This is a genomic window from Paenibacillus sp. FSL K6-4396 (genome assembly GCF_038002525.1).
GTDB lineage: Bacteria > Bacillota > Bacilli > Paenibacillales > Paenibacillaceae > Paenibacillus > Paenibacillus amylolyticus_B.
Window position 1 is genome coordinate 7,133,603 of sequence record NZ_JBBOCR010000001.1, and the last position, 19,416, is coordinate 7,153,018.

Below are 19,416 nucleotides of genomic sequence, written 5' to 3' on the forward strand. Positions count from 1 at the left end.
AGCCTGCATGTAAACGTTATTACGCACACTGCATACCGAATTGTTGCAAGCTCAGGATTCAGTGAAATCTTCGGCTGAACGCAGTACCTTCTTCATGTTTTTCTCAAATTTCGCTCTTGGAATCAACACACTGTGTTTACATCCGACACACTTGATCCGAATGTCCATACCCATACGAATGATCTCCATCTCATTGCTACCACAGGGATGCTGCTTCTTCATCTGCACGATATCCCCAAGCTGGAAACTTTTACGCTCCACCTGTGCCATCCCCCTCATCTTTCTCCAAAGCTACTGCCTGTTCCAATACGGCTTGATTGCTCATCTCATGATACTCCAGCGTTTTTTTCACATCGCCCTGAATCTGACGTTCCACCGAAGCACGAGAGTTAGGCATACATTCAGCCACAATTCGCACCACATACTCAGATGTAGACATCGACTGTATACCGAGCACATCCGGCACCTTCACAATATTTAGATCACGCTCTTCAATCCCAACCAAAGACTTTTTCACCAAATGTACTGACTCATCGAGACTTAAGTCCGCCTTCATCGGAATATCCACTACCGCCAGCGAATTCGACATGGAGTAGTTCGTTACACTTGCAATCGCCCCGTTTGGGATAATGTGTACCTCACCTTGCCAGCTGACCAGTTTTGTTGTTCTAAGTCCGATCACTTCAACCGTTCCCTTGTAGGTTCCCGTCTGAATAACATCCCCCACAGCGAACTGATCCTCCAATATAATGAAGAAACCGGTAATAACATCCTTGACCAGACCCTGTGCACCAAAACCAATGGCAAGCCCGAGCACACCCGCACTCGCGAGTAGTGGTCCAACTTGGATATTGATCTCAGATAACAGTAGCAGAATCATAATAAAATTACATGTTATGGAGGTCGCATTTTTCAACAGTTCCCCTACGGTTACGAACCTGCGCGGATTCACGCGAATCTTGCCTTCCTGCTTGCGTTCCATGGAACGATCTATGATTCGATAGACCACCTTAATGACAATACGGGTGATGATAAAAATAATGATGATCCGGATTGAGCTGAACATTATGTTAAGCCACATATCGGGATCTGCAATTTTGTTCCATACTTTATCCGTCCAACGAAGGGCTTCACCAACGGCGGTTGCGGTACCACTAACTGTAGTCCCTTGAGCAAACTGAAATGGCAACATCCATCATGCCTCCTCTACATCGGTATGTTATCATAGCTGTCTTCTGTTTTGAAATAGAGGCCTCGGATCTCTACGAACTCGTTACGAATGATCTTTTGCACTCGCTCCAGATCCTCCTTTGGAAACTGAATACATAACGCACACCCTGCTGTAATTTCTTTTGGTGTAGGGAACAAATCAATCTCTATCTCAGCAAACTCCAGCAGCATTTCAGCACGCAGTGCCTGCTGGGTTGAATCAAACGCAATCAGCATCCAATCGTTAATCCATTCGTCCATGTTCGGCTCCTTTCGCCATACGTCCAACCCTAGAGAAAAAGCTTGTCCTCGTGAAGTATAAAACGCTCTACCTTTCCATATACTGTTACTACTATTCCAAGGGAAAGGATAGATCCTATGAATCCTACTTCGCGTTCCTTTTCATCACAAGACATGACCAGTTTGAAAATCCCCCATACCGATCCAGGTATTCACTCAGCCATTACCCATCGTTTAATGTTCCATCTCTATAAAGCCCATTCTCTGCAAAATGTAGTGATTGTCTGCATCGGCACAGATCGCTCAACAGGCGACTGCCTTGGTCCTCTGGTCGGATCAGCCCTTTCCAAGTGGGACAGCCCTTTATTCCATCTATATGGTACCTTGGATGAACCAGTCCATGCGATGAACCTGCAAGATACACTCCACAACATACAGAAAACACACCATAACCCTTATGTGATTGGCATCGACGCCTGTCTTGGGCAGTCATCCAGTGTGGGATGCATTCAAGTTGTGAATGGTCCACTCAAGCCGGGTGCGGGGGTAAATAAAGAATTACCGCCGGTCGGCGATATCCATCTGACAGGTATCGTTAACGTCGGCGGCTTTATGGAATACTTTGTTTTACAGAACACACGGCTCAGTCTTGTTATGCGCATGTCCGAGATTATTTCCAGCAGTCTGTACTCGGCCATTCGGGAATGGCATACACGTTCTACTCTGCTTGCTGTGCCAGAGTAATAGCTTCCTTTTCCTCTGGGGACAGAGTATACGTGGACTCTCCCCCTTTAAGAGGTTTGGCATATACATAAGAACCGTCGCGGTTATATATCCCCGTAAGAATCATGCCATCCTGGCTATCGTTAATCATGGCCATGGAGAAGCTCAGATCACTGCCACGCTCTCCATATGCATTGTACCTTTTCACGCCAACTTTACCTTGAATGCGGGTCAGCTTTTGCATGACAACTTGCAGCTGATTCGTTTGCAGTTTGTGTTCATCCTCAATGCTGTCCATCTGAATTTTCAGATTAACCAGCAACGATTCCAGGTCCTCTACTCCACTGCCAGCCATCATGGCTTCATATTTACGTTTAAACTTTCGTAACTTCGCCCCTTGAACAATACTCACAATCAGCAAGATCACCGTAAGTAATGCCATTCCGCCAATAATCCATAACAGCTGTTCCAGAATCAGCTCGTTTAATTCAGCCATGTAATTGCAACTACCCCTCTATATTTTTGATCAGATTAACGTCTGTCCTGTAATATTATCATTCATTATAAATCAACCCGATATCCATAAGCTTAATCAAGCAGCCCTGTATCCAATGAGTTCATCATTTCAACTCTAATCTAGTCTGCTCCAGTCAATTCCAGCACTGCCTTAACGAGTGCATCCACATGCTCTCTAGTTGAATTGTATCCCACACTGGCCCTTACTGCTCCGGTAGCAGTTGTACCAGCAGATTCATGTGCAAGCGGTGTGCAATGAAAACCGGAGCGAACCGCAATCCCATAATTCCGATCTAATCGGAAAGCGAGTTGTGCCGAATCATACCCATCTACAGTAAAAGATACTAATCCGGTGCGTGGCTGTCCAATCTCTGGACCAAGCATTCGAATGCCCTTAACGGATGACAGCCCATCCATCATATGTTGGGTCAGTTCCCACTCATGTTGGTAGATGACCGCTGGTGTCATCTCAAGTACATGCTTCACACCCGCATTCAGCCCTGCGATCCCGACTGTATTCGGCGTCCCCGCTTCATACCGATCAGGACGCACCTTTGGCTGCTCCAGAGCTTCTGACTGACTTCCTGTTCCTCCATGAAGTAAAGGCTCTATATCGAGCCCTGGTGCAATGTACAAGCCCCCTGTACCCTGAGGACCAAGCAGTCCTTTGTGCCCTGGAAAAGCCAACATATCAATGCCCAATTGTTGTACATTCACAGGCATAACCCCAGCACTCTGCGCTGCATCTACCAATAAGATCGCCTGATGTTTACGACATAGGAGCGAAATTTCTCCAATTGGAAGAATACTGCCAAGTAGATTGGAACTATGTGTACATACCACCAATCTGGTATTGGAACAAAACATACGTTCCATTTGCATCAGATCAATGGCTCCCGCAGCATCAACAGGTACATAATCAATCTCCACATTTCGGAGTCTGCGCATATACTCTAGTGGTCGTCTGACTGAGTTATGTTCAGCCATGGTGGCAATCACATGGTCGCCCTCTCTGAGTGAGCCTTGAATCGCCAGATTCAGTGCTTCTGTCGTATTTGATCCGAATGCAATATCATTCGCATTTTTGATTCCAAAGATATTGGATATGGATTTTCTCGTCTCGAACAATACACGACTTGCCTGAACAGCCATCCGGTGACTTCCTCTGCCAGGATTTGCTCCGGCAATCTCCAATGCACTCAACATCGCATCACCGACAGCAGGTGGTTTGGGCCAAGATGTTGCTGCATGATCTAGATAGATAACTCCCTCCACCTCACAACCACCTCTGTCCCATAAATTAATAATTCCCCTGCACGTAGTGCACATAACCCTATAAACAAAGAATGACATATCGTTTCTCCATGGTACAGAGGCGATATGTCATGACATGAGTAAGCCCCGCATGTTGTTAATGAATCATAGAACCGACTGTTATTGTAACAATTCCAATAGCCGTTCCAGATCCTGTTGACTGTAGTAGTTGAGCTCAATTTTACCTTTATCTTTATTGTGCTTGATTTTCACTGTTGTTTTGAAACGTTCACGCAGAGATTCTTCCAATGTATCAATGAATGGATCTTTCTTTTTCAACTTCGATTTGGCTTTAGCCTCACCTGTTTTGGAGCGATCCAATTGTTGAACAGCTTCCTCCAACTCACGTACACTCCATTGCTGATCAATGGTTTGTTTGGCAAGTTGCTTCACCACAACCTCGTCTTTCACACCAACGATCGCACGTGCATGTCCCATAGATAATGTTCCACGTGAAACATGGTCTTTTACTTCTTCAGGCAACGATAACAGACGCAAGAAGTTAGCAATGTGAGAACGTGATTTACCTACTTTTACAGACAACTCTTCCTGAGTCAACGCGAATTGATCCATTAACCCCTGATAAGCAACTGCAACTTCCATGGCGTTCAGATTCTCCCGTTGCAGGTTCTCGATCAACGCAATCTCCATTACCTGCTGATCACTGAAGTTGCGGACTACAGCCGGTACCGTGGCATTACCACAATATTGCGAAGCTCTGAACCGTCGTTCTCCGGCAATAATCTCATAACCTCGCAATACAGGACGAACAATAATGGGTTGTATGACACCATGCTGACGAATGGACTCAGCCAGTTCATGTATTGCGCCCTCATCAAATACTTTACGTGGTTGATAGGGGTTAGCCCGCAGTTGACTAATCGGGATTTCTACGACTTTATCATCGTCATTAATTGAAAGCGAAGGAATGAGGGCATCAAGACCTTTTCCAAGCCGCTTACTCATAAGAAATCACTTCCTTTGCGAGCTCTAAATACACTTCCGCCCCTCTTGAACGAGGGTCATACGTGATAATGGATTGACCATGAGATGGTGCTTCACTAAGCCGTACGTTACGCGGAATAATTGTTTGATATACTTTTTGTTGAAAATACTTTTTCACTTCTTCAATAACCTGAATCCCCAGATTGGTCCGTGCATCAAACATCGTCAGCAATACCCCTTCAATCTGCAGGGATGTATTCAGATGTTTCTGTACCAGACGAACCGTATTGAGCAACTGACTTAATCCTTCAAGTGCATAATACTCACACTGAATCGGAATGATCACCGAATCGGAAGCAGTCAACGAATTGATCGTTAACATACCAAGGGATGGTGGACAATCGATCAGTATGTAATCATAGTTTTTTTTCACCATGGCGAGTGATTTTTTCAGGCGAACTTCCCGTGATATCGTGGACACCAATTCGATCTCGGCTCCGGCAAGCTGAATCGTTGCAGGTATGATATGAAGGCCTTCAATCTGAGTCTCCACAATCGCTTCTTGAGGAGGAACCTCATTAATAATGACATCATATATACAATTAGCCACATCTGCTTTATTGATTCCGACTCCGCTGGTTGTATTCCCCTGAGGGTCAATATCGACAAGCAATACTCTTTTCCCGAGTGAAGCCAGTCCTGCACCCAAGTTAACAGATGTCGTCGTTTTCCCCACACCGCCCTTTTGATTTGCTACGGCCATAATCTTAGACAATTACTTCACCTCAAATAAAATAGGAGTCTTTTCTGTAGGTTGTGAGATATTGTTAACAAAAAGCAGGCGACTATCGTCCACACAAACAACAACTACCGTTCCATCAATATACCGACCGTTCTTTATAAATGTCAGACCTAACTTGCTTTATAGACATAAAAAGCGGCCCATTGCCGCCATAAGCTTCAATTATTTGCGTTTTGGAATATGGATAACGATCTCATAATGATCCTCATGGTCTGCTTCTTTGGTTTTGATGTCCAGACCAGAACCAGTTACCATATCAATGGATTGGCGAATTGTATTAAGTGCAAGCCTTACATCCTTGGTAAAGGAAACACGTCTAGATTTTTTAATCTTAGAAGATTCCTTGTAGAAGGCAACACGTGCCTCTGTCTGTTTCACATTTAATTCTTTTTCAATAATTTCACCGAGCAACTTCATCTGCAGTTCTTCCGTATCCAGAGAAAGTAATGCTCTTGCATGCCGTTCAGAAATTTTGCGTTCCATCAATGCGGCCTTAATGCCCTCCGGAAGCTGTAACAACCGAATTTTGTTTGCGATGGTTGACTGGCTTTTGCCGAGTCGTTGTGCCAGACTTTCCTGTGTCAATTGATGCAAGTCGATCAGCTTCTGATAAGCGACAGCTTCCTCAATGGAAGTCAATCCTTCCCGCTGCAAGTTCTCAATCAGTGCAATGGATGCGGCCTGAGAGTCGTTGAATTCACGCACAATAGCCGGAATCGTATCCAAACCCAATTTTCGAACTGCACGCCAGCGACGTTCCCCGGCAATAATCTCATATGATCCATTTCGCACGCGAACGACAATAGGCTGAATTACACCATGTGTTTTGATCGTCTGCAACAACTCATCAATTTTATCATCATCAAAAATAGTACGGGGTTGATATGGGCTGCTCACAATTTCATTAACCGGAATCTGTTTGATCTCATCTCCGTTATTGCGCTCCGCCAAACCAAACAACTTCGAAAATTGTTCTTTCATTCCGCAGATTACCACCTAGTTTCGTAATAGCTCCCACAGTCTTTGCAGGTGCTTCTTATTCAATAAGCGACCTTTCACATGCATCGTTCTTGGAATAAGTTTTGCCTTTCGTAACGCTTCCTGTCATGCAACATCGAACGCATATCCATCTATCTATACATATAATCTATGATCGCTGTGACCCAGGATCGGATACTTCTATTCTATCATCTTTTCTATCATAATCCTATGCTTACCTATTCTTTAAACTCTGCTAATTTTCCTGCTTTTTCTTTGTGAATATTGGAAATATGACGACTTGCACACATTCAATTAATGAAATTGTTCATGAGTTACTGTGCGTGAAATTCATCATTACAATTTCTTTAAGGGATATGTAATACGAAGTATTTGTAATGTTGATCCAGTCCTCCATTTCAGAAAACAAAAAAAGAGAATGTTTCACGTGAAACATCCTCTTTATCTATGTCTATAATTCTATTTCGTTTTGACTCACTTCAAAACCATCAGGCAACTATATCAGCGGAGTCTTCATTGGAGTGCCTGGTTTGCGCGGATACTTATATGGTGTCTTATCAAATTTCTGAATCAGAATGATGTGACGCTCTGATTCTTCAACCGGCAGCTGGAATGGATGAACGGCCTTAACCCGTCCTTTCAGCTGATTGAAGCTGAACTCCGCTTCCTTCATTTCTTCACGCGGATCTCCACCCTTCATGGCAGCGAATATTCCACTTTTACGAACAAAAGGAAGACAGAATTCATTTAGCACAGCCAGCTTGGCTACTGCACGCGCCGTAACGAGATCGTAGCTGTCACGATACCCTTCCTTGCGTGCAATCTCTTCAGCACGTCCATGGACCAATTCCACATCAGTCAGGCCAAGGATATCTACCACATGCTGTAGAAAGCCAATACGTTTATTTAATGAATCAATGATCGTCAGCTTAATATGCGGGAAACAGATTTTCAGTGGCAATCCCGGAAAACCTGCTCCTGATCCAATATCAGCAAGCTTATTCACTTTGGTCATGTCTGTATAAAAGGCCAACGATACCGAATCATAGAAATGTTTTGTATACACTTGCTCCCGATCCGTTATGCCCGTCAGATTCATCTTTTCATTCCAGGATACCAGTTCCTGATAATACAGTTCGAATTGCTCCAACTGGAGTTCGCCCAGCTCTAATCCATGTTTCTTTAAGCGCCGCTGCAGTTGCTGTTGAATATCGTCCATTATTGTCCCCTTGCTGCGGTTACACGGTTATAATGCTCCAGGTAGACCAGCAGAATGGAGATGTCGGCAGGAGTAACTCCAGCAATACGAGAAGCCTGACCAATCGAGATTGGACGAATCATAGTGAGCTTCTGTTTGGCTTCCATAGCAAGACCATGAATCTCATCATATACGATAGTGTCCGGAATTTTCTTTTTCTCCATCTTTTGCAAACGTTCCACGTGGATCAACTGTTTCTCAATATAACCCGCATATTTAATTTGTATTTCCACTTGTTCTTTCATATCTGCTGTCAGTTCTACCTCAGATGGTGAGAGCTGTTCAATCAGTTCATACCCCAGCTCCGGGCGGCGCAGCAAGGTAAGCAACGTACTGCCATCCTGAATAGGTGTAGATCCGTACTCTTCCAGCTTGGCATTCACTTCAACCGGGCGAGCTTTAGCCACTTTCAGACGTGCGACTTCTTGCTCGACTTTCGCCTTTTTATCCAGGAATTTCGCATAACGCTCTTCAGGGATCAGGCCAATGTCATGTCCGATTTCCGTCAAACGCATATCTGCATTATCATGGCGAAGCAACAGACGATACTCAGCGCGTGAAGTCAACAGACGATACGGTTCATTTGTACCCTTTGTCACCAGATCATCAATCAGCACGCCAATATAACCTTGGGAACGATCCAGTATTACCGGCTCTTTCCCCTGTACTTTGAGTGCAGCGTTGATTCCAGCCATAACACCTTGTCCTGCTGCTTCTTCATAACCGGAGGTACCATTAATCTGACCCGCCGTAAACAGACCTGGTAAACGTTTAGTTTCCAGTGAAGGCCACAATTGTGTAGGCACCATCGCATCGTATTCAATCGCATAACCATTACGCATCATTTCCACTTTTTCCATACCTGGAATTGAACGCAGCATAGCCAGTTGAACGTCTTCTGGCATACTCGTAGACAACCCCTGTACGTAATACTCGGATGTGTTCTTGCCTTCCGGCTCAAGGAATATCTGATGTTTCGGCTTGTCACTGAAACGAACAATTTTATCTTCAATGGAAGGGCAATAACGTGGTCCGGTTCCTTCAATAAGCCCCGAGAACATCGGAGCACGATGCAGATTATCATTAATAATCTGATGTGTATCCACAGATGTATACGTCAACCAGCAAGGCAACTGCTCATTATCGGAAGATTCTGTTTCATAGGAAAAGAACTTCGGCTTGTCATCACCAGGCTGAATTTCGGTTTTGCTAAAATCAATCGTATCCTTATGCACGCGTGGTGGTGTACCCGTTTTGAAACGAACCAGATCAAAGCCCAGTTCACGCAGATTCTCTGACAATTTAAGAGAGGGTTGTTGATTATTTGGTCCACTCTCATACATCAACTCGCCCATAATCACTTTGCCGCGCAAATATGTGCCTGTCGTTAGAACGACTGCTTTAGCCCGATACTCTGTTCCGGTCTGAGTCACAACGCCTACACATTTTCCATCTTCAACGATTAGTCGATCAACCATACCCTGACGCATCGTCAGATTACGTTCATTCTCCATCGTTTCCTTCATTTTATGCTGGTAGGAGAATTTATCTGCCTGAGCACGAAGCGCGTGAACAGCAGGCCCTTTGCCCGTGTTAAGCATTCGCATCTGAATAAAGGTTTTATCGATATTCCGTCCCATTTCTCCACCAAGTGCATCAATCTCGCGTACAACATGTCCTTTGGCCGGTCCCCCAATAGATGGGTTACAAGGCATAAAGGCCACCATGTCCAGATTGATCGTAATCATTAGTGTTTTGGACCCCATACGAGCTGCGGCCAGCGCGGATTCTACACCAGCATGTCCTGCACCAACGACGATTACATCATAACTGCCGCCATCAAAAGCCATTCCCGTTTACCTCCTTATTCCGCTGCATTTGATGTAACTCACACAGACGGATCATGTTCTACAATAATGAGACTACTTCTAACCGTTAATCGGAACTTGCATTCCTATCTATATGAAACCAACACGTAATGGCTACAATATCATTCTATCCTTTGACAACAGGCAGAAATTGTACCTTTCTATCATACACCACGATTTAAGTCAATCGGCAGTATATTTTTTTACTTTCCTAGACAGAACTGGGAGAAAATCTGATCAATTAATGCATCATGTGCTGTATCCCCAACAATCTCGCCCAAATGCTCCCACGCCAAACGAACATCAATCTGTATCATATCGATTGGAATGAACTGCTCTGCTGCTTCATAGGCATCCACCAGGGATTGCTTCGCTTTTTTGAGCAAAGCAATATGACGCACATTACTGACATAGGTCAGGTCTGCGGACTCCAGTTTACCACTGAAGAATAGCGTAGAGATGGCATCTTCCAGTCGATCCACACCCAGATCATCTTTCACCGACATCGGTACAAGCCGTTCTTCCGGAATGTAACGAAGCAACACGTCACGTTCCACCTGTGGCGTTAAGTCCATTTTATTCATAATGATTATCGATTGTCTACCGCGGATTTGTTCCAATAATTCAATCTCATCGGGATGAAGTGGCTCCGCAGCATTCACAACCATTAAGATCAGATCGGCTTCACTTACCGCAGAGCGAGAGCGTTCTACCCCGATCTTCTCTACAACGTCCATTGTTTCCCGGATTCCTGCCGTATCCAGCAACTTCAGTGGGATATTATTGATCGTAATGAATTCCTCGATCACATCACGAGTTGTTCCTGGAATGTCCGTGACGATAGCCCGATTATCTTGAGCGAGTGTGTTCATTAATGAGGATTTACCTACGTTAGGTCGTCCAACGATAGCCGTCGTGATACCTTCTCGCAGGATCTTTCCTTGCTCTGCTGTAGTCAGCAATTTATCAATTTCAGTCATAACGTGACTGGACTTTTCTTTAATAAAATCAGACGTTAACGACTCCACATCATGCTCGGGATAATCGATATTCACTTCAATATGAGCCAGTGTTTCCACCAGTGTATATCGTAGATCACGCAATTTGGAGGATAGTTTGCCTTCAACCTGTTTCAATGCAACCGAGAAAGCTCTGTCCGATTTGGAACGAATAAGATCCATGACACCTTCAGCCTGAGACAGGTCAATCCGCCCATTAAGGAAAGCACGCTTTGTGAATTCACCGGGTTCAGCCAGACGAATATCAAGCTGCAACAACAGGTCCATGACCCGTTTTACAGACACTACACCGCCATGCGCACTGATCTCCACGACATCTTCTGTTGTGAACGAGCGTGGTGCTCGCATGACCGTAACCAATACTTCCTCAATCTTTTCCCCATTAACGGGATCTATGATATGACCATAATGAACCGTGTGAGATGCTGCCTGAGTTAAAGGGGTTTTGCTGCGAAAAATCTTTTCCGTCTCCGACACTGCTTCCGGGCCGCTGACCCGGATCACGGCGATACCCGCCTCTCCGACAGCCGTTGATATCGCTGTGATCGTATCACTGATCATGGTTATCTCTCCTTGCTCTATTTTAAAATTGCCATCCCTTTAAGGACGCCATATCCATTTTCAAATCTATTAATGATATATCATATGACATGCTGCTTATCGTATTAAGTTCACTCTTTACTTGTTCTACGCACCTTATCAAATTGCTTCTGTACGAAAAAAGCAATGGCTTCTGCACCGGGCAGGAAGCCATTGCGTCTTCAATTTCGTGTTATTTCGTCGTAATAACCACACGCCGATTAGGCTCCTCGCCCTTACTTAACGTCTTAATCTGCGGGTGATTTTGCAGTTTTGCATGGATGACTTTTCGTTCGAGCGGAGGCATTGGCTCCAGTACAACTTCCTTACCGGTACGGATTGCTTGCCCAGCCAACCGTTCAGCCAGATCCTCCAGTGTCTTCCGCCGACGTTGACGGAAATTCTCCGCGTCGAGCACAATTCGAACGAAGCTTTCCGAATATCGGTTCGCTACAATGTTCGTTAGATACTGAAGCGCATCCAGCGTCTGTCCACGTCTGCCAATAATCATGCCCAGATCTTCGCCGGCAATATTGAAGATATGTCCATCCCGCTGTTTTTTGATATGCACTTCAACATCCAGTCCCATACCTGCTGCGACCTCTTTCAAGAAAGCAGCCGCTTCTTCATAGGGATTTTTAGCTGCAACATCCTCAAGTAATGCATCTACCTCAGATTTGTATGCAGCTGGCTTGATCGGCTGTGGAACAACTTCCGGTACAGGCAACAATTTCACTTCAACTTTGGCCGCCCTCACCCCGAACAAACCCAGGAATCCTTTTGACGGCTGCTCTAACACTTGTATCTCGACCTTGTCCCGACTTACGCCAAGCTCGGTCAATCCTTGGTTTACAGCATCTTCAACGGTTTTTCCTGACGTAATGACTTTGGTCATTTCGATTTTTTGGCCCCTTTCGACCCTTTTCCAGAGACGGTCGCTTTGCCACCGTTTTTGCGTTTAGCTCCATTTTTGGAAGAGCTATTCTGCTTCACGTTGACCTCAGCCACGATTTTATCATTATTCCGGTAAAGGAAATAGTTTTGTACGATCGTGTAGATGTTACTGTAGAACCAGTACAGCGGAAGTGCTGACGGGAACTGATAAGACATCACGAAGATCAAAATCGGGTATACCCACAGCATAAACTGCATCGGACCCACTTGCTGTGCAGGGTTCATACGCATCATCATCCATGTTTGAATGAATGTTGTGATGGCAGCCAGCACTGGCAAAATAAACAGGTGATCGGGTGATCCGAGCTGGAGCCACAAGAAATCATGCGTTCTCAGACTGGAGTTTCCGTAAATTGAGTTATAAAGTGCGATGTAAATCGGCATCTGAATGATAAGCGGCAGACAACCGGCCATCGGATTAACTTTGTTCTCCTGGAACAACTTCATTGTTTCTTGCTGAACTTTCTCAGGTGTATCTTTAAACTTCGCTTGAATCTCCTTCAGCTGCGGCTGAATCGCCTGCATAGCTTTGGAGCTACGGACTTGTTTCATTGTTAATGGTAAAATCAATGTCCGTACAATAAGCACCATCACGAGGACGGCCAGTCCATATTCACCGTTGAACCAGTTGGCGAAAGTATCGAGCGCTAGTGAAAACCAATATACAACATTACTTTGCCAGAATGAGCCACTGTTCTTTAGATCTTCCGTAGTAACCCCGGCTCCTTGTGGAGTACATCCGGCGAGTACGGTGACCATTGCAATGACTGCAATGAGGAGAATCCACTTCCCCTTTGATGTCTTCAATCGCGACACTTCATAACCCCTCTCTTAACCAATCCATTCCATCGTAAAATCATACCATAATTAGGAGGACAAATAAACCGAAGCTTACCGCTTGCCCGACTTCAAAAGAGAGCCCTTACGCAGCGCATGCAGCAGGCTTTTTTCCATTTCCTTATAGGGCATGTCCAGTGCACCTTTTCTGACGATAAAAATCAGATCCATCTGCGTGACGATCTCATGCTCATGATGACGAATAATTTCCTTAATCATGCGTCTCATCCGGTTGCGTACGACAGCGTTTCCGATTTTCTTGCTGCATGATACGCCGACCCGAAATTGTTCCGTATCTTTACGGCGACAACCATACACCACGAATTGATGATTGGCAAACGATTTCCCATACCGGTATACGCGGCTAAAGTCCGCCCGGTTTCGTAGACGCAGTCTTTTATACACGGCGCTTCTCCTTGCTGTTCTCCACCAATGTTATTGACGGAGGCCTCATTACTGATTTAGTATAGGCTTTCTTGAATGACGGTAAACCGTCTTGGCGACAACTTCATTTGGGATGATGGTTGAACGGCCATATGAGCCACACAAGCATTCATCCGGGATGATAGTAGATCGGACATTTAACCGAACCAACATTCATCTCTATATAAGGTAAGTTTTCGAAAATGGAAAACTCACTCAACATACATAGATGTATATTCAGAGCTTTTTCGCAGACCATTCAGACCTGATCTGTACCAGCATCCAGTCTGAAATGATCCAAATTAAGAAAAAAAAGACCACCTCGGTGGTCTTCAATGCATTAAGCACTCAGGTTTTTACGGCCTTTAAGGCGACGTGCGGCCAAAATTTTACGGCCGTTGCTCGTGCTCATTCTTTTCCGGAAACCATGAACTTTTTTACGTTTGCTAACGTTCGGTTTGAATGTAGGTCTCAATGTATTGCACCTCCTCACAAGGAAATACTTATGTGATGAATCACTTTCATCTTCACAGAAAACACCTTTATATATTTAACCATGATCACCTGGAAAAGTCAACTGCATGGCGCAAGGCTTCTCCCTCTTTTATATACACTCTCCATCCCACCCAAAGCAATGACCACAGTCCGTTCACTTCAATACCATTATCAAGCCCCGAAGACAGTCCTGAAAGTTATCCCCAGACCCTGATAAAGATCACCATTTTTCAGCGTTTACAGTTATCCACACCCTCCAATACCTGCTATCTCCTTTATGACATCCTGTTTGAAGTTATTCACATGTGGATAATGATTATAGGCTATAAATATCGTCGAATTCTAATCCGGTTGTATCCGCTTCAATTAAGGTTTACAAGCTTTTGAGAAAGGTGTAGGATAAAAATCACATCTTGTATACAAGTAGTCCTTTGAAAAAAACAATTAGCCGTTAGCTTGTAGCTACAGACTATGGATTGAACTGAATGTCCAGTCCGCAAAATAGTTATGCTATGATCAGTAATGAACTGATTACTTATTAATAGGAGCGTTAGCCATATGTTATTTCCTTCTTCCTGGCTTCAAGGGGCTTCCCGTGGTGAAGCCATTGCCTGCGAATTAAGGCTGCGGATCATCAGCGGTACCCTTCGACCTGGAGAGATTTTGTCGGAAAACCGAATTGCGGCTGATTTTGACAGCAGTCGTTCACCTGTCCGTGAAGCATTACGAACTTTGTCTAATGAAGGACTGATTCGACTTGAACGTATGGGTGTTGTTGTCATCGGACTACGAATCAAGGATGTCGAAGAATTGTATGATGTCCGTTTCCTGATTGAAAGTTTTGTGCAGCAGCGACTTGCTGGTGATGTCCCAGAATCATTAATCACCCAGCTACGTAACGTGATTGACAAAATGCAACTTGCGGGACGGCATCAGGACGCCGTCGAATTTGCCTATCAGGATCTCGTTTTTCACGAGACCATCATTGAAGCTGCTCAGCATTCCCGTATTTCACATCTATGGAAGAGCATTCGATATGTTGTGATGACCGTGATGCTGCTCACAACGCGCAGAGTTTTTGTTCAAGGCGAGCAGAAAGTAAGCGCTGTAATTGAAAAGCATCGTTTGCTCGTTGAAGCACTTGAATCAGGTGACAAGATGCTCATTCAGGCTGGCGTCCGCACGTATTTTCAAGATTCTGGAAAAACCCTGCACGAAAGCTTTGATTCTTAATCGATGCAAGGCGTTTGCAATCATATCCGTCGTGAATGATTGCGGCTTAACTTGTCGACAAGTATACAAAATGCGATTTTGTTTCAAATTCGGGCATGATAAAACTGATAATTTCACTTGTAAGCGTTCTATATCAGAAATAAAGGAGCACACACATCATGAGCACTCTTTTTGGACTATCCCATAACGCAACATTATTGGTTTGGACGTTAATTGCGATCATTTTTCTGATCGTTTTGATTTCCAAGTATAAATGGAATCCCTTTATCACCCTGCTGTTGTCCGCATTAATGCTCGGTTTGCTTACAGGCATGAAACCTGCCGACGTGATCTCTTCCATTACAGGGGGACTTGGCGGCACACTTGGAACCATCGCAATTGTTATTGCTCTCGGTACAATGCTTGGTAAGATGATGGCCGAATCAGGCGGTGCCGAGCGCATTGCAACTACATTGGTTGATCGGTTTGGTGTGAAACGTGTGCACTGGGCCATGATGATTGTTGGATTTATTGTTGGTATTCCTGTTTTCTTCGAAGTCGGCGTGATTTTGATGATCCCCATCATTTTCACCGTTGCACGTAAAACCAACATGTCTTTGCTGCAGATTGGTATTCCCATTTTGGCGGGTCTGTCAACTGTACACGGTTTGGTTCCACCCCACCCAGCACCAATGATAGCGATTGAAGCCTACAGCGCGGATCTGGGTAAAACCATTTTGTACTCCCTGATTGTTGGTATTCCTACAGCGATTATTGCAGGTCCTTTGTTTGGTAAATTCATTGGAAAAAGAATACACACCGAACCGCCAGCTGAACTGGCTGAACAATTCGCAACAAAAACAAATAGCAACATGCCTGGGTTTGGTATTACCCTGTTTACCATATTGCTGCCGGTTATTTTGATGCTGATTGGTTCCATAGCAAGCATCATTGACCCAAACGCCACGAGCGGTTTCACCGTTTTCAGTGAATTTATCGGTCATGAGATCATTGCTCTGCTCATTTCAGTTGTATTTGCCCTCTTTTCACTCGGCTTTGCACGTGGGTTCACCAAACACGATATTTCCCGCTTCACCAGTGAATGTCTGGCGCCTACGGCGACCATCATTCTCATTATTGGCGGAGGCGGTGCTTTCAAACAGGTATTGATTAACAGTGGTGTAGGTAACGCCATTGCTGAAGTGGCCACCCATGCCAACATTAATGTAATCTTCTTCGCTTGGCTTGTCGCTGCACTTATTCGTGTAGCTACCGGTTCAGCAACCGTAGCCATGACCACAGCTGCTGGCATCGTCGCTCCGGTGCTTGCACTCACACCAGGTGCCAATATTGAGCTGGTTGTACTCGCCACAGGTGCAGGGTCACTCATCTTGTCCCATGTGAACGATGCCGGATTCTGGATGATCAAAGAATTCTTTAATATGAGCGTTGCCCAAACATTGAAAACGTGGACCGTTATGGAAACACTATTATCCGTGGTTGGACTGATCTTTATTTTGCTCCTGAGTACAGTCGTATAAAGGGACTCTCTATAGTAGAAAGAAATTAAAATCTCATCGCTTTCTGAAGAAAGAAGGATTAAATATATGAACAACTACATGATTGGGATCGATATTGGTACCACCAGTACCAAATCCGTATTATTTACCGAGCAAGGCTCCGTCATCAGCACCTCAACACAGGAATACCCTTTGTATACCCCTGCACCCGATGTTGCCGAACAGGACCCTGAAGAGATTGTACAAGCGGTCCTCCGCTCTGTCCGTGGAGTCATGGATCAGAGCGGTGTTGCTGCCGAGCAGATCCTGTTTGTATCTTGCAGCTCGGCTATGCATAGTGTCATTGCCATGGGACAGGATAACAAACCCTTAACCCGTTGCATCACCTGGGCGGATAATCGAAGTGCAGCTTGGTCTGCCCAGCTGCAAGAGAATGGATTGGGCCATCGCATCTACCTGCGCACAGGTACACCGATCCATCCCATGTCACCGCTGACCAAATTAATGTGGCTACGCCACGATGAAACTGAACTTTTTGGGCGTACCGCAAAATTTATTTCGATTAAAGAATATCTGTTCTTCCGTCTATTCGGACAATATGTCGTCGACCATTCCATCGCTTCCTGCACAGGCTTGCTCAATCTGGAACAACTGGACTGGGACGCAGATGCCCTTGAGATTGCAGGCATTACACCCGACCATCTCTCGAAGCTCGTGCCTACAACATATATATTAGAAGGAATGAATCACGAATCGGCTGAAAAAATGGCTCTCTCCCCCTCCACGCCTTTTGTTATTGGCGCAAGTGATGGGGTTTTATCCAATCTCGGCGTAAACGCCATTGAACCTGGTGTTGTCGCAGCAACCATCGGAACCAGCGGGGCCATTCGCACTGTCGTGGACCGTCCAGTTACCGATCCCAAAGGTCGAACCTTCTGTTATGCCCTCACAGAGAATCTTTGGGTCATTGGTGGACCTGTGAATAACGGTGGCATGTTGTTTCGTTGGGTACGGGATGAATTCGCCGCATCTGAAGTGGAAACAGCGAAGCGACTTGGCATCAATTCCTATGATGTGCTGACCAAAATTGCCGAACGTGTCCGGCCGGGATCGGAAGGGCTTCTGTTCCATCCGTACCTTTCGGGCGAACGTGCCCCTTTATGGAATCCGGATGCCCGTGGTTCCTTTTTTGGCTTAACACTCCATCACCAGAAAGAGCATATGATCCGTGCTGTCCTGGAAGGGGTTATTTTCAACCTATATACGGTACTGCTCGCCATGGAAGAACAGATTGGACAACCTACCTCCATTCAAGCTACCGGTGGGTTTGCACGCTCTCCTCTCTGGCGCCAGATGATGTCTGATATCTTCAATCAGGAAGTGGTTGTACCCGAGAGCTTTGAAAGTTCCTGTCTGGGTGCCGTCGTGCTTGGTTTGTACGCTACAGGGCGGATTCAATCGCTTCATGCCGTTTCTTCCATGGTCGGTACAACGCATCGGCATACCCCTGTCAAAGAGAATGCTGTACTCTACCAAGAGCTGCTACCCATCTTTATTCGGATCTCTCGCAAACTGGAAGAGGAATACGCAGATATCGCTGAATTCCAGCGTAAGATGTCCCTTCCCCGTCTCTAAATCATCAATCCATACCTTCGTCTCTGTACGAAAAAAGAGGGTATCCCCTAAAACCAAAATCGGTTTTAGGGGATACCCTCTTTTAAGATAAATTCATAAAATGTCGTTCGGATCCATATTATATAGTCATACACTTCTACCTCAATATTTTAGTTTCTGCTTACCTCTTATTCCGGGTAATTCATATTCCACTTGTCTTAAAATCAATTCCTCTTTGTTAATTTTCCATCTATATATCGATGTCTACAGATCGCCATCTCCTCAGAAACCAGATCATATTTCTTGATTAATGATACGTCAATTTGGATTTTTTCTCGCCTTCCAGTCTTACGCTGAATTCATGAATTTTATCATCTGGCCTTCGCATTAAAGTACGAGGGTTAGAGATCACTCTTTTTCCGATCTTGATCATGCCTCATTTTCACTTCACGGTTATCCACAGATAGGTTATTCACAAACGAAGAATACTTTTACACACAATTTGGCATCATTTGACGGATAACCTGTGTATAAAACATTTTTGGTTTTTGGGTCATTCTGTCGAAAATTAAACAGTTTATAAACAATATATTGTGTTGTGACTAAAAATTATACACAAGTTATTGAATTTGTGGATAAAATCACGCGATACGTTGAAATGCGGGGTTTCTTTTGCTATGATTGTATTACTTTTGGATGTGAATATGTGATCTGACCCATAATATTATCAACAGCCTGTGGATAAAGTTGTGAACAATTTTCCGTTGTTCATACTTTTTTTGTTTTCGACCTGCGGGGGTTTGGGGATAAATTCAACAATATATCTCGTATTTCGACACTGCATCATGGCTTAAGCCACACTTGGAACATGTAAAAGGAGTGACAGTCT

The 19,416-nt window shown here is 44.7% G+C and carries 19 protein-coding genes; 4 read left to right on the forward strand and 15 right to left on the reverse strand.

All coding sequences use genetic code 11. From position 1 onward, the window contains the following. Positions 1-51 precede the first annotated feature (51 nt). The 3 genes from MHB85_RS31060 to MHB85_RS31070 are packed head-to-tail and all read right to left on the reverse strand — an operon-like array spanning position 52 to position 1,470. Positions 52-261: a DUF951 domain-containing protein gene (locus tag MHB85_RS31060; RefSeq protein WP_105600632.1), complete on the reverse strand. Its 210-nt coding sequence runs from the start codon at positions 259-261 to the stop codon at positions 52-54. Continuing rightward, positions 251-1,192 (reverse strand): mechanosensitive ion channel family protein, encoded by a 942-nt coding sequence (locus tag MHB85_RS31065; protein ID WP_192136358.1) that lies wholly within the window; start codon positions 1,190-1,192, stop codon positions 251-253. The genes MHB85_RS31060 and MHB85_RS31065 overlap by 11 nt, the downstream gene beginning before the upstream one ends. A 14-nt stretch (positions 1,193-1,206) precedes the next feature. Beyond that, entirely contained in the window at positions 1,207-1,470 is a 264-nt protein-coding gene (locus tag MHB85_RS31070; protein ID WP_017691427.1) for a DUF3343 domain-containing protein, read from the reverse strand. A gap of 117 nt (positions 1,471-1,587) precedes the next feature. Here MHB85_RS31070 and yyaC point away from each other — a divergent pair, with 117 nt between their 5' ends. Then, positions 1,588-2,193 (forward strand): spore protease YyaC, encoded by a 606-nt coding sequence (yyaC, locus tag MHB85_RS31075; protein ID WP_036611957.1) that lies wholly within the window; start codon positions 1,588-1,590, stop codon positions 2,191-2,193. On the opposite strand, the gene MHB85_RS31080 is transcribed toward yyaC, so the two are convergent. The 12 genes from MHB85_RS31080 to rpmH all read right to left on the reverse strand — a co-directional run bounded on the left by MHB85_RS31080 (position 2,168) and on the right by rpmH (position 14,161). After that, on the reverse strand, positions 2,168-2,668 hold the full coding sequence (locus MHB85_RS31080; protein WP_036611960.1) for a DUF4446 family protein: 501 nt from the start codon (positions 2,666-2,668) through the stop codon (positions 2,168-2,170). The two genes, yyaC and MHB85_RS31080, sit on opposite strands and share 26 nt — an antisense overlap. Positions 2,669-2,808: 140 nt before the next feature. Further along, positions 2,809-3,963 carry an aminotransferase class V-fold PLP-dependent enzyme gene (locus MHB85_RS31085; protein ID WP_192136359.1) on the reverse strand — a complete coding sequence of 385 codons (1,155 nt, stop codon included), beginning with the start codon at positions 3,961-3,963 and terminating at the stop codon, positions 2,809-2,811. A 159-nt stretch (positions 3,964-4,122) separates the two neighbouring features. Then, positions 4,123-4,968 carry a ParB/RepB/Spo0J family partition protein gene (locus MHB85_RS31090; RefSeq protein WP_017691423.1) on the reverse strand — a complete coding sequence of 282 codons (846 nt, stop codon included), beginning with the start codon at positions 4,966-4,968 and terminating at the stop codon, positions 4,123-4,125. After that, positions 4,961-5,722: a ParA family protein gene (locus MHB85_RS31095; protein ID WP_024629525.1), complete on the reverse strand. Its 762-nt coding sequence runs from the start codon at positions 5,720-5,722 to the stop codon at positions 4,961-4,963. Before MHB85_RS31095 ends, MHB85_RS31090 begins: the two co-directional genes overlap by 8 nt. 189 nt (positions 5,723-5,911) lie before the next feature. Next, entirely contained in the window at positions 5,912-6,730 is an 819-nt protein-coding gene (gene noc / locus MHB85_RS31100) for a nucleoid occlusion protein (RefSeq protein ID WP_091012196.1), read from the reverse strand. A 514-nt stretch (positions 6,731-7,244) separates the two neighbouring features. Then, positions 7,245-7,967 (reverse strand): 16S rRNA (guanine(527)-N(7))-methyltransferase RsmG, encoded by a 723-nt coding sequence (gene rsmG, locus MHB85_RS31105; protein WP_074092898.1) that lies wholly within the window; start codon positions 7,965-7,967, stop codon positions 7,245-7,247. Beyond that, the gene (mnmG, locus tag MHB85_RS31110) at positions 7,967-9,856 is read right to left on the reverse strand and encodes a tRNA uridine-5-carboxymethylaminomethyl(34) synthesis enzyme MnmG (protein WP_091012194.1); all 1,890 of its coding nucleotides are present in this window, start codon (positions 9,854-9,856) and stop codon (positions 7,967-7,969) included. The genes rsmG and mnmG overlap by 1 nt, the downstream gene beginning before the upstream one ends. Before the next feature lie 221 nt (positions 9,857-10,077). After that, positions 10,078-11,454 (reverse strand): tRNA uridine-5-carboxymethylaminomethyl(34) synthesis GTPase MnmE, encoded by a 1,377-nt coding sequence (gene mnmE, locus MHB85_RS31115; RefSeq protein ID WP_192136360.1) that lies wholly within the window; start codon positions 11,452-11,454, stop codon positions 10,078-10,080. Positions 11,455-11,665: 211 nt separating this feature from the next. After that, positions 11,666-12,367, reverse strand: coding sequence for an RNA-binding cell elongation regulator Jag/EloR (gene jag, locus MHB85_RS31120; RefSeq protein WP_036611977.1), 702 nt, complete (start codon positions 12,365-12,367; stop codon positions 11,666-11,668). After that, positions 12,364-13,242: a YidC/Oxa1 family membrane protein insertase gene (locus MHB85_RS31125; protein WP_036671883.1), complete on the reverse strand. Its 879-nt coding sequence runs from the start codon at positions 13,240-13,242 to the stop codon at positions 12,364-12,366. Before MHB85_RS31125 ends, jag begins: the two co-directional genes overlap by 4 nt. Positions 13,243-13,317: 75 nt before the next feature. Next, the gene (gene rnpA, locus MHB85_RS31130) at positions 13,318-13,668 is read right to left on the reverse strand and encodes a ribonuclease P protein component (RefSeq protein WP_091012193.1); all 351 of its coding nucleotides are present in this window, start codon (positions 13,666-13,668) and stop codon (positions 13,318-13,320) included. Between the two features lie 358 nt (positions 13,669-14,026). Continuing rightward, positions 14,027-14,161 (reverse strand): 50S ribosomal protein L34, encoded by a 135-nt coding sequence (gene rpmH / locus MHB85_RS31135; protein WP_017691413.1) that lies wholly within the window; start codon positions 14,159-14,161, stop codon positions 14,027-14,029. Positions 14,162-14,739: 578 nt separating this feature from the next. Between rpmH and MHB85_RS31140 the strand changes: the two genes are divergently transcribed. From MHB85_RS31140 to gntK, 3 genes are all read left to right on the forward strand, one after another. Beyond that, positions 14,740-15,414, forward strand: a complete 675-nt coding sequence (locus tag MHB85_RS31140) for a GntR family transcriptional regulator (RefSeq protein WP_017691412.1) — start codon at positions 14,740-14,742, stop codon at positions 15,412-15,414. A gap of 158 nt (positions 15,415-15,572) precedes the next feature. Continuing rightward, positions 15,573-16,934 (forward strand): GntT/GntP/DsdX family permease, encoded by a 1,362-nt coding sequence (locus MHB85_RS31145; RefSeq protein ID WP_192136361.1) that lies wholly within the window; start codon positions 15,573-15,575, stop codon positions 16,932-16,934. A 66-nt stretch (positions 16,935-17,000) separates the two neighbouring features. Further along, the gene (gene gntK, locus MHB85_RS31150) at positions 17,001-18,548 is read left to right on the forward strand and encodes a gluconokinase (protein ID WP_192136362.1); all 1,548 of its coding nucleotides are present in this window, start codon (positions 17,001-17,003) and stop codon (positions 18,546-18,548) included. Positions 18,549-19,416: the final 868 nt, after the last annotated feature.

Coding starts and splice junctions, on each gene's coding strand:
- MHB85_RS31065 (WP_192136358.1), bottom strand. CDS start 1,192: ATGTTGCCATTTCAGTTTGCTCAAGGGACTACAGTTAGTGGTACCGCA.
- MHB85_RS31140 (WP_017691412.1), top strand. CDS start 14,740: ATGTTATTTCCTTCTTCCTGGCTTCAAGGGGCTTCCCGTGGTGAAGCC.
- gntK (WP_192136362.1), top strand. CDS start 17,001: ATGAACAACTACATGATTGGGATCGATATTGGTACCACCAGTACCAAA.
- mnmE (WP_192136360.1), bottom strand. CDS start 11,454: ATGATCAGTGATACGATCACAGCGATATCAACGGCTGTCGGAGAGGCG.
- yyaC (WP_036611957.1), top strand. CDS start 1,588: ATGAATCCTACTTCGCGTTCCTTTTCATCACAAGACATGACCAGTTTG.
- rsmG (WP_074092898.1), bottom strand. CDS start 7,967: ATGGACGATATTCAACAGCAACTGCAGCGGCGCTTAAAGAAACATGGA.
- MHB85_RS31145 (WP_192136361.1), top strand. CDS start 15,573: ATGAGCACTCTTTTTGGACTATCCCATAACGCAACATTATTGGTTTGG.
- noc (WP_091012196.1), bottom strand. CDS start 6,730: ATGAAAGAACAATTTTCGAAGTTGTTTGGTTTGGCGGAGCGCAATAAC.
- mnmG (WP_091012194.1), bottom strand. CDS start 9,856: ATGGCTTTTGATGGCGGCAGTTATGATGTAATCGTCGTTGGTGCAGGA.
- MHB85_RS31090 (WP_017691423.1), bottom strand. CDS start 4,968: ATGAGTAAGCGGCTTGGAAAAGGTCTTGATGCCCTCATTCCTTCGCTT.
- jag (WP_036611977.1), bottom strand. CDS start 12,367: ATGACCAAAGTCATTACGTCAGGAAAAACCGTTGAAGATGCTGTAAAC.
- MHB85_RS31070 (WP_017691427.1), bottom strand. CDS start 1,470: ATGGACGAATGGATTAACGATTGGATGCTGATTGCGTTTGATTCAACC.
- MHB85_RS31080 (WP_036611960.1), bottom strand. CDS start 2,668: ATGGCTGAATTAAACGAGCTGATTCTGGAACAGCTGTTATGGATTATT.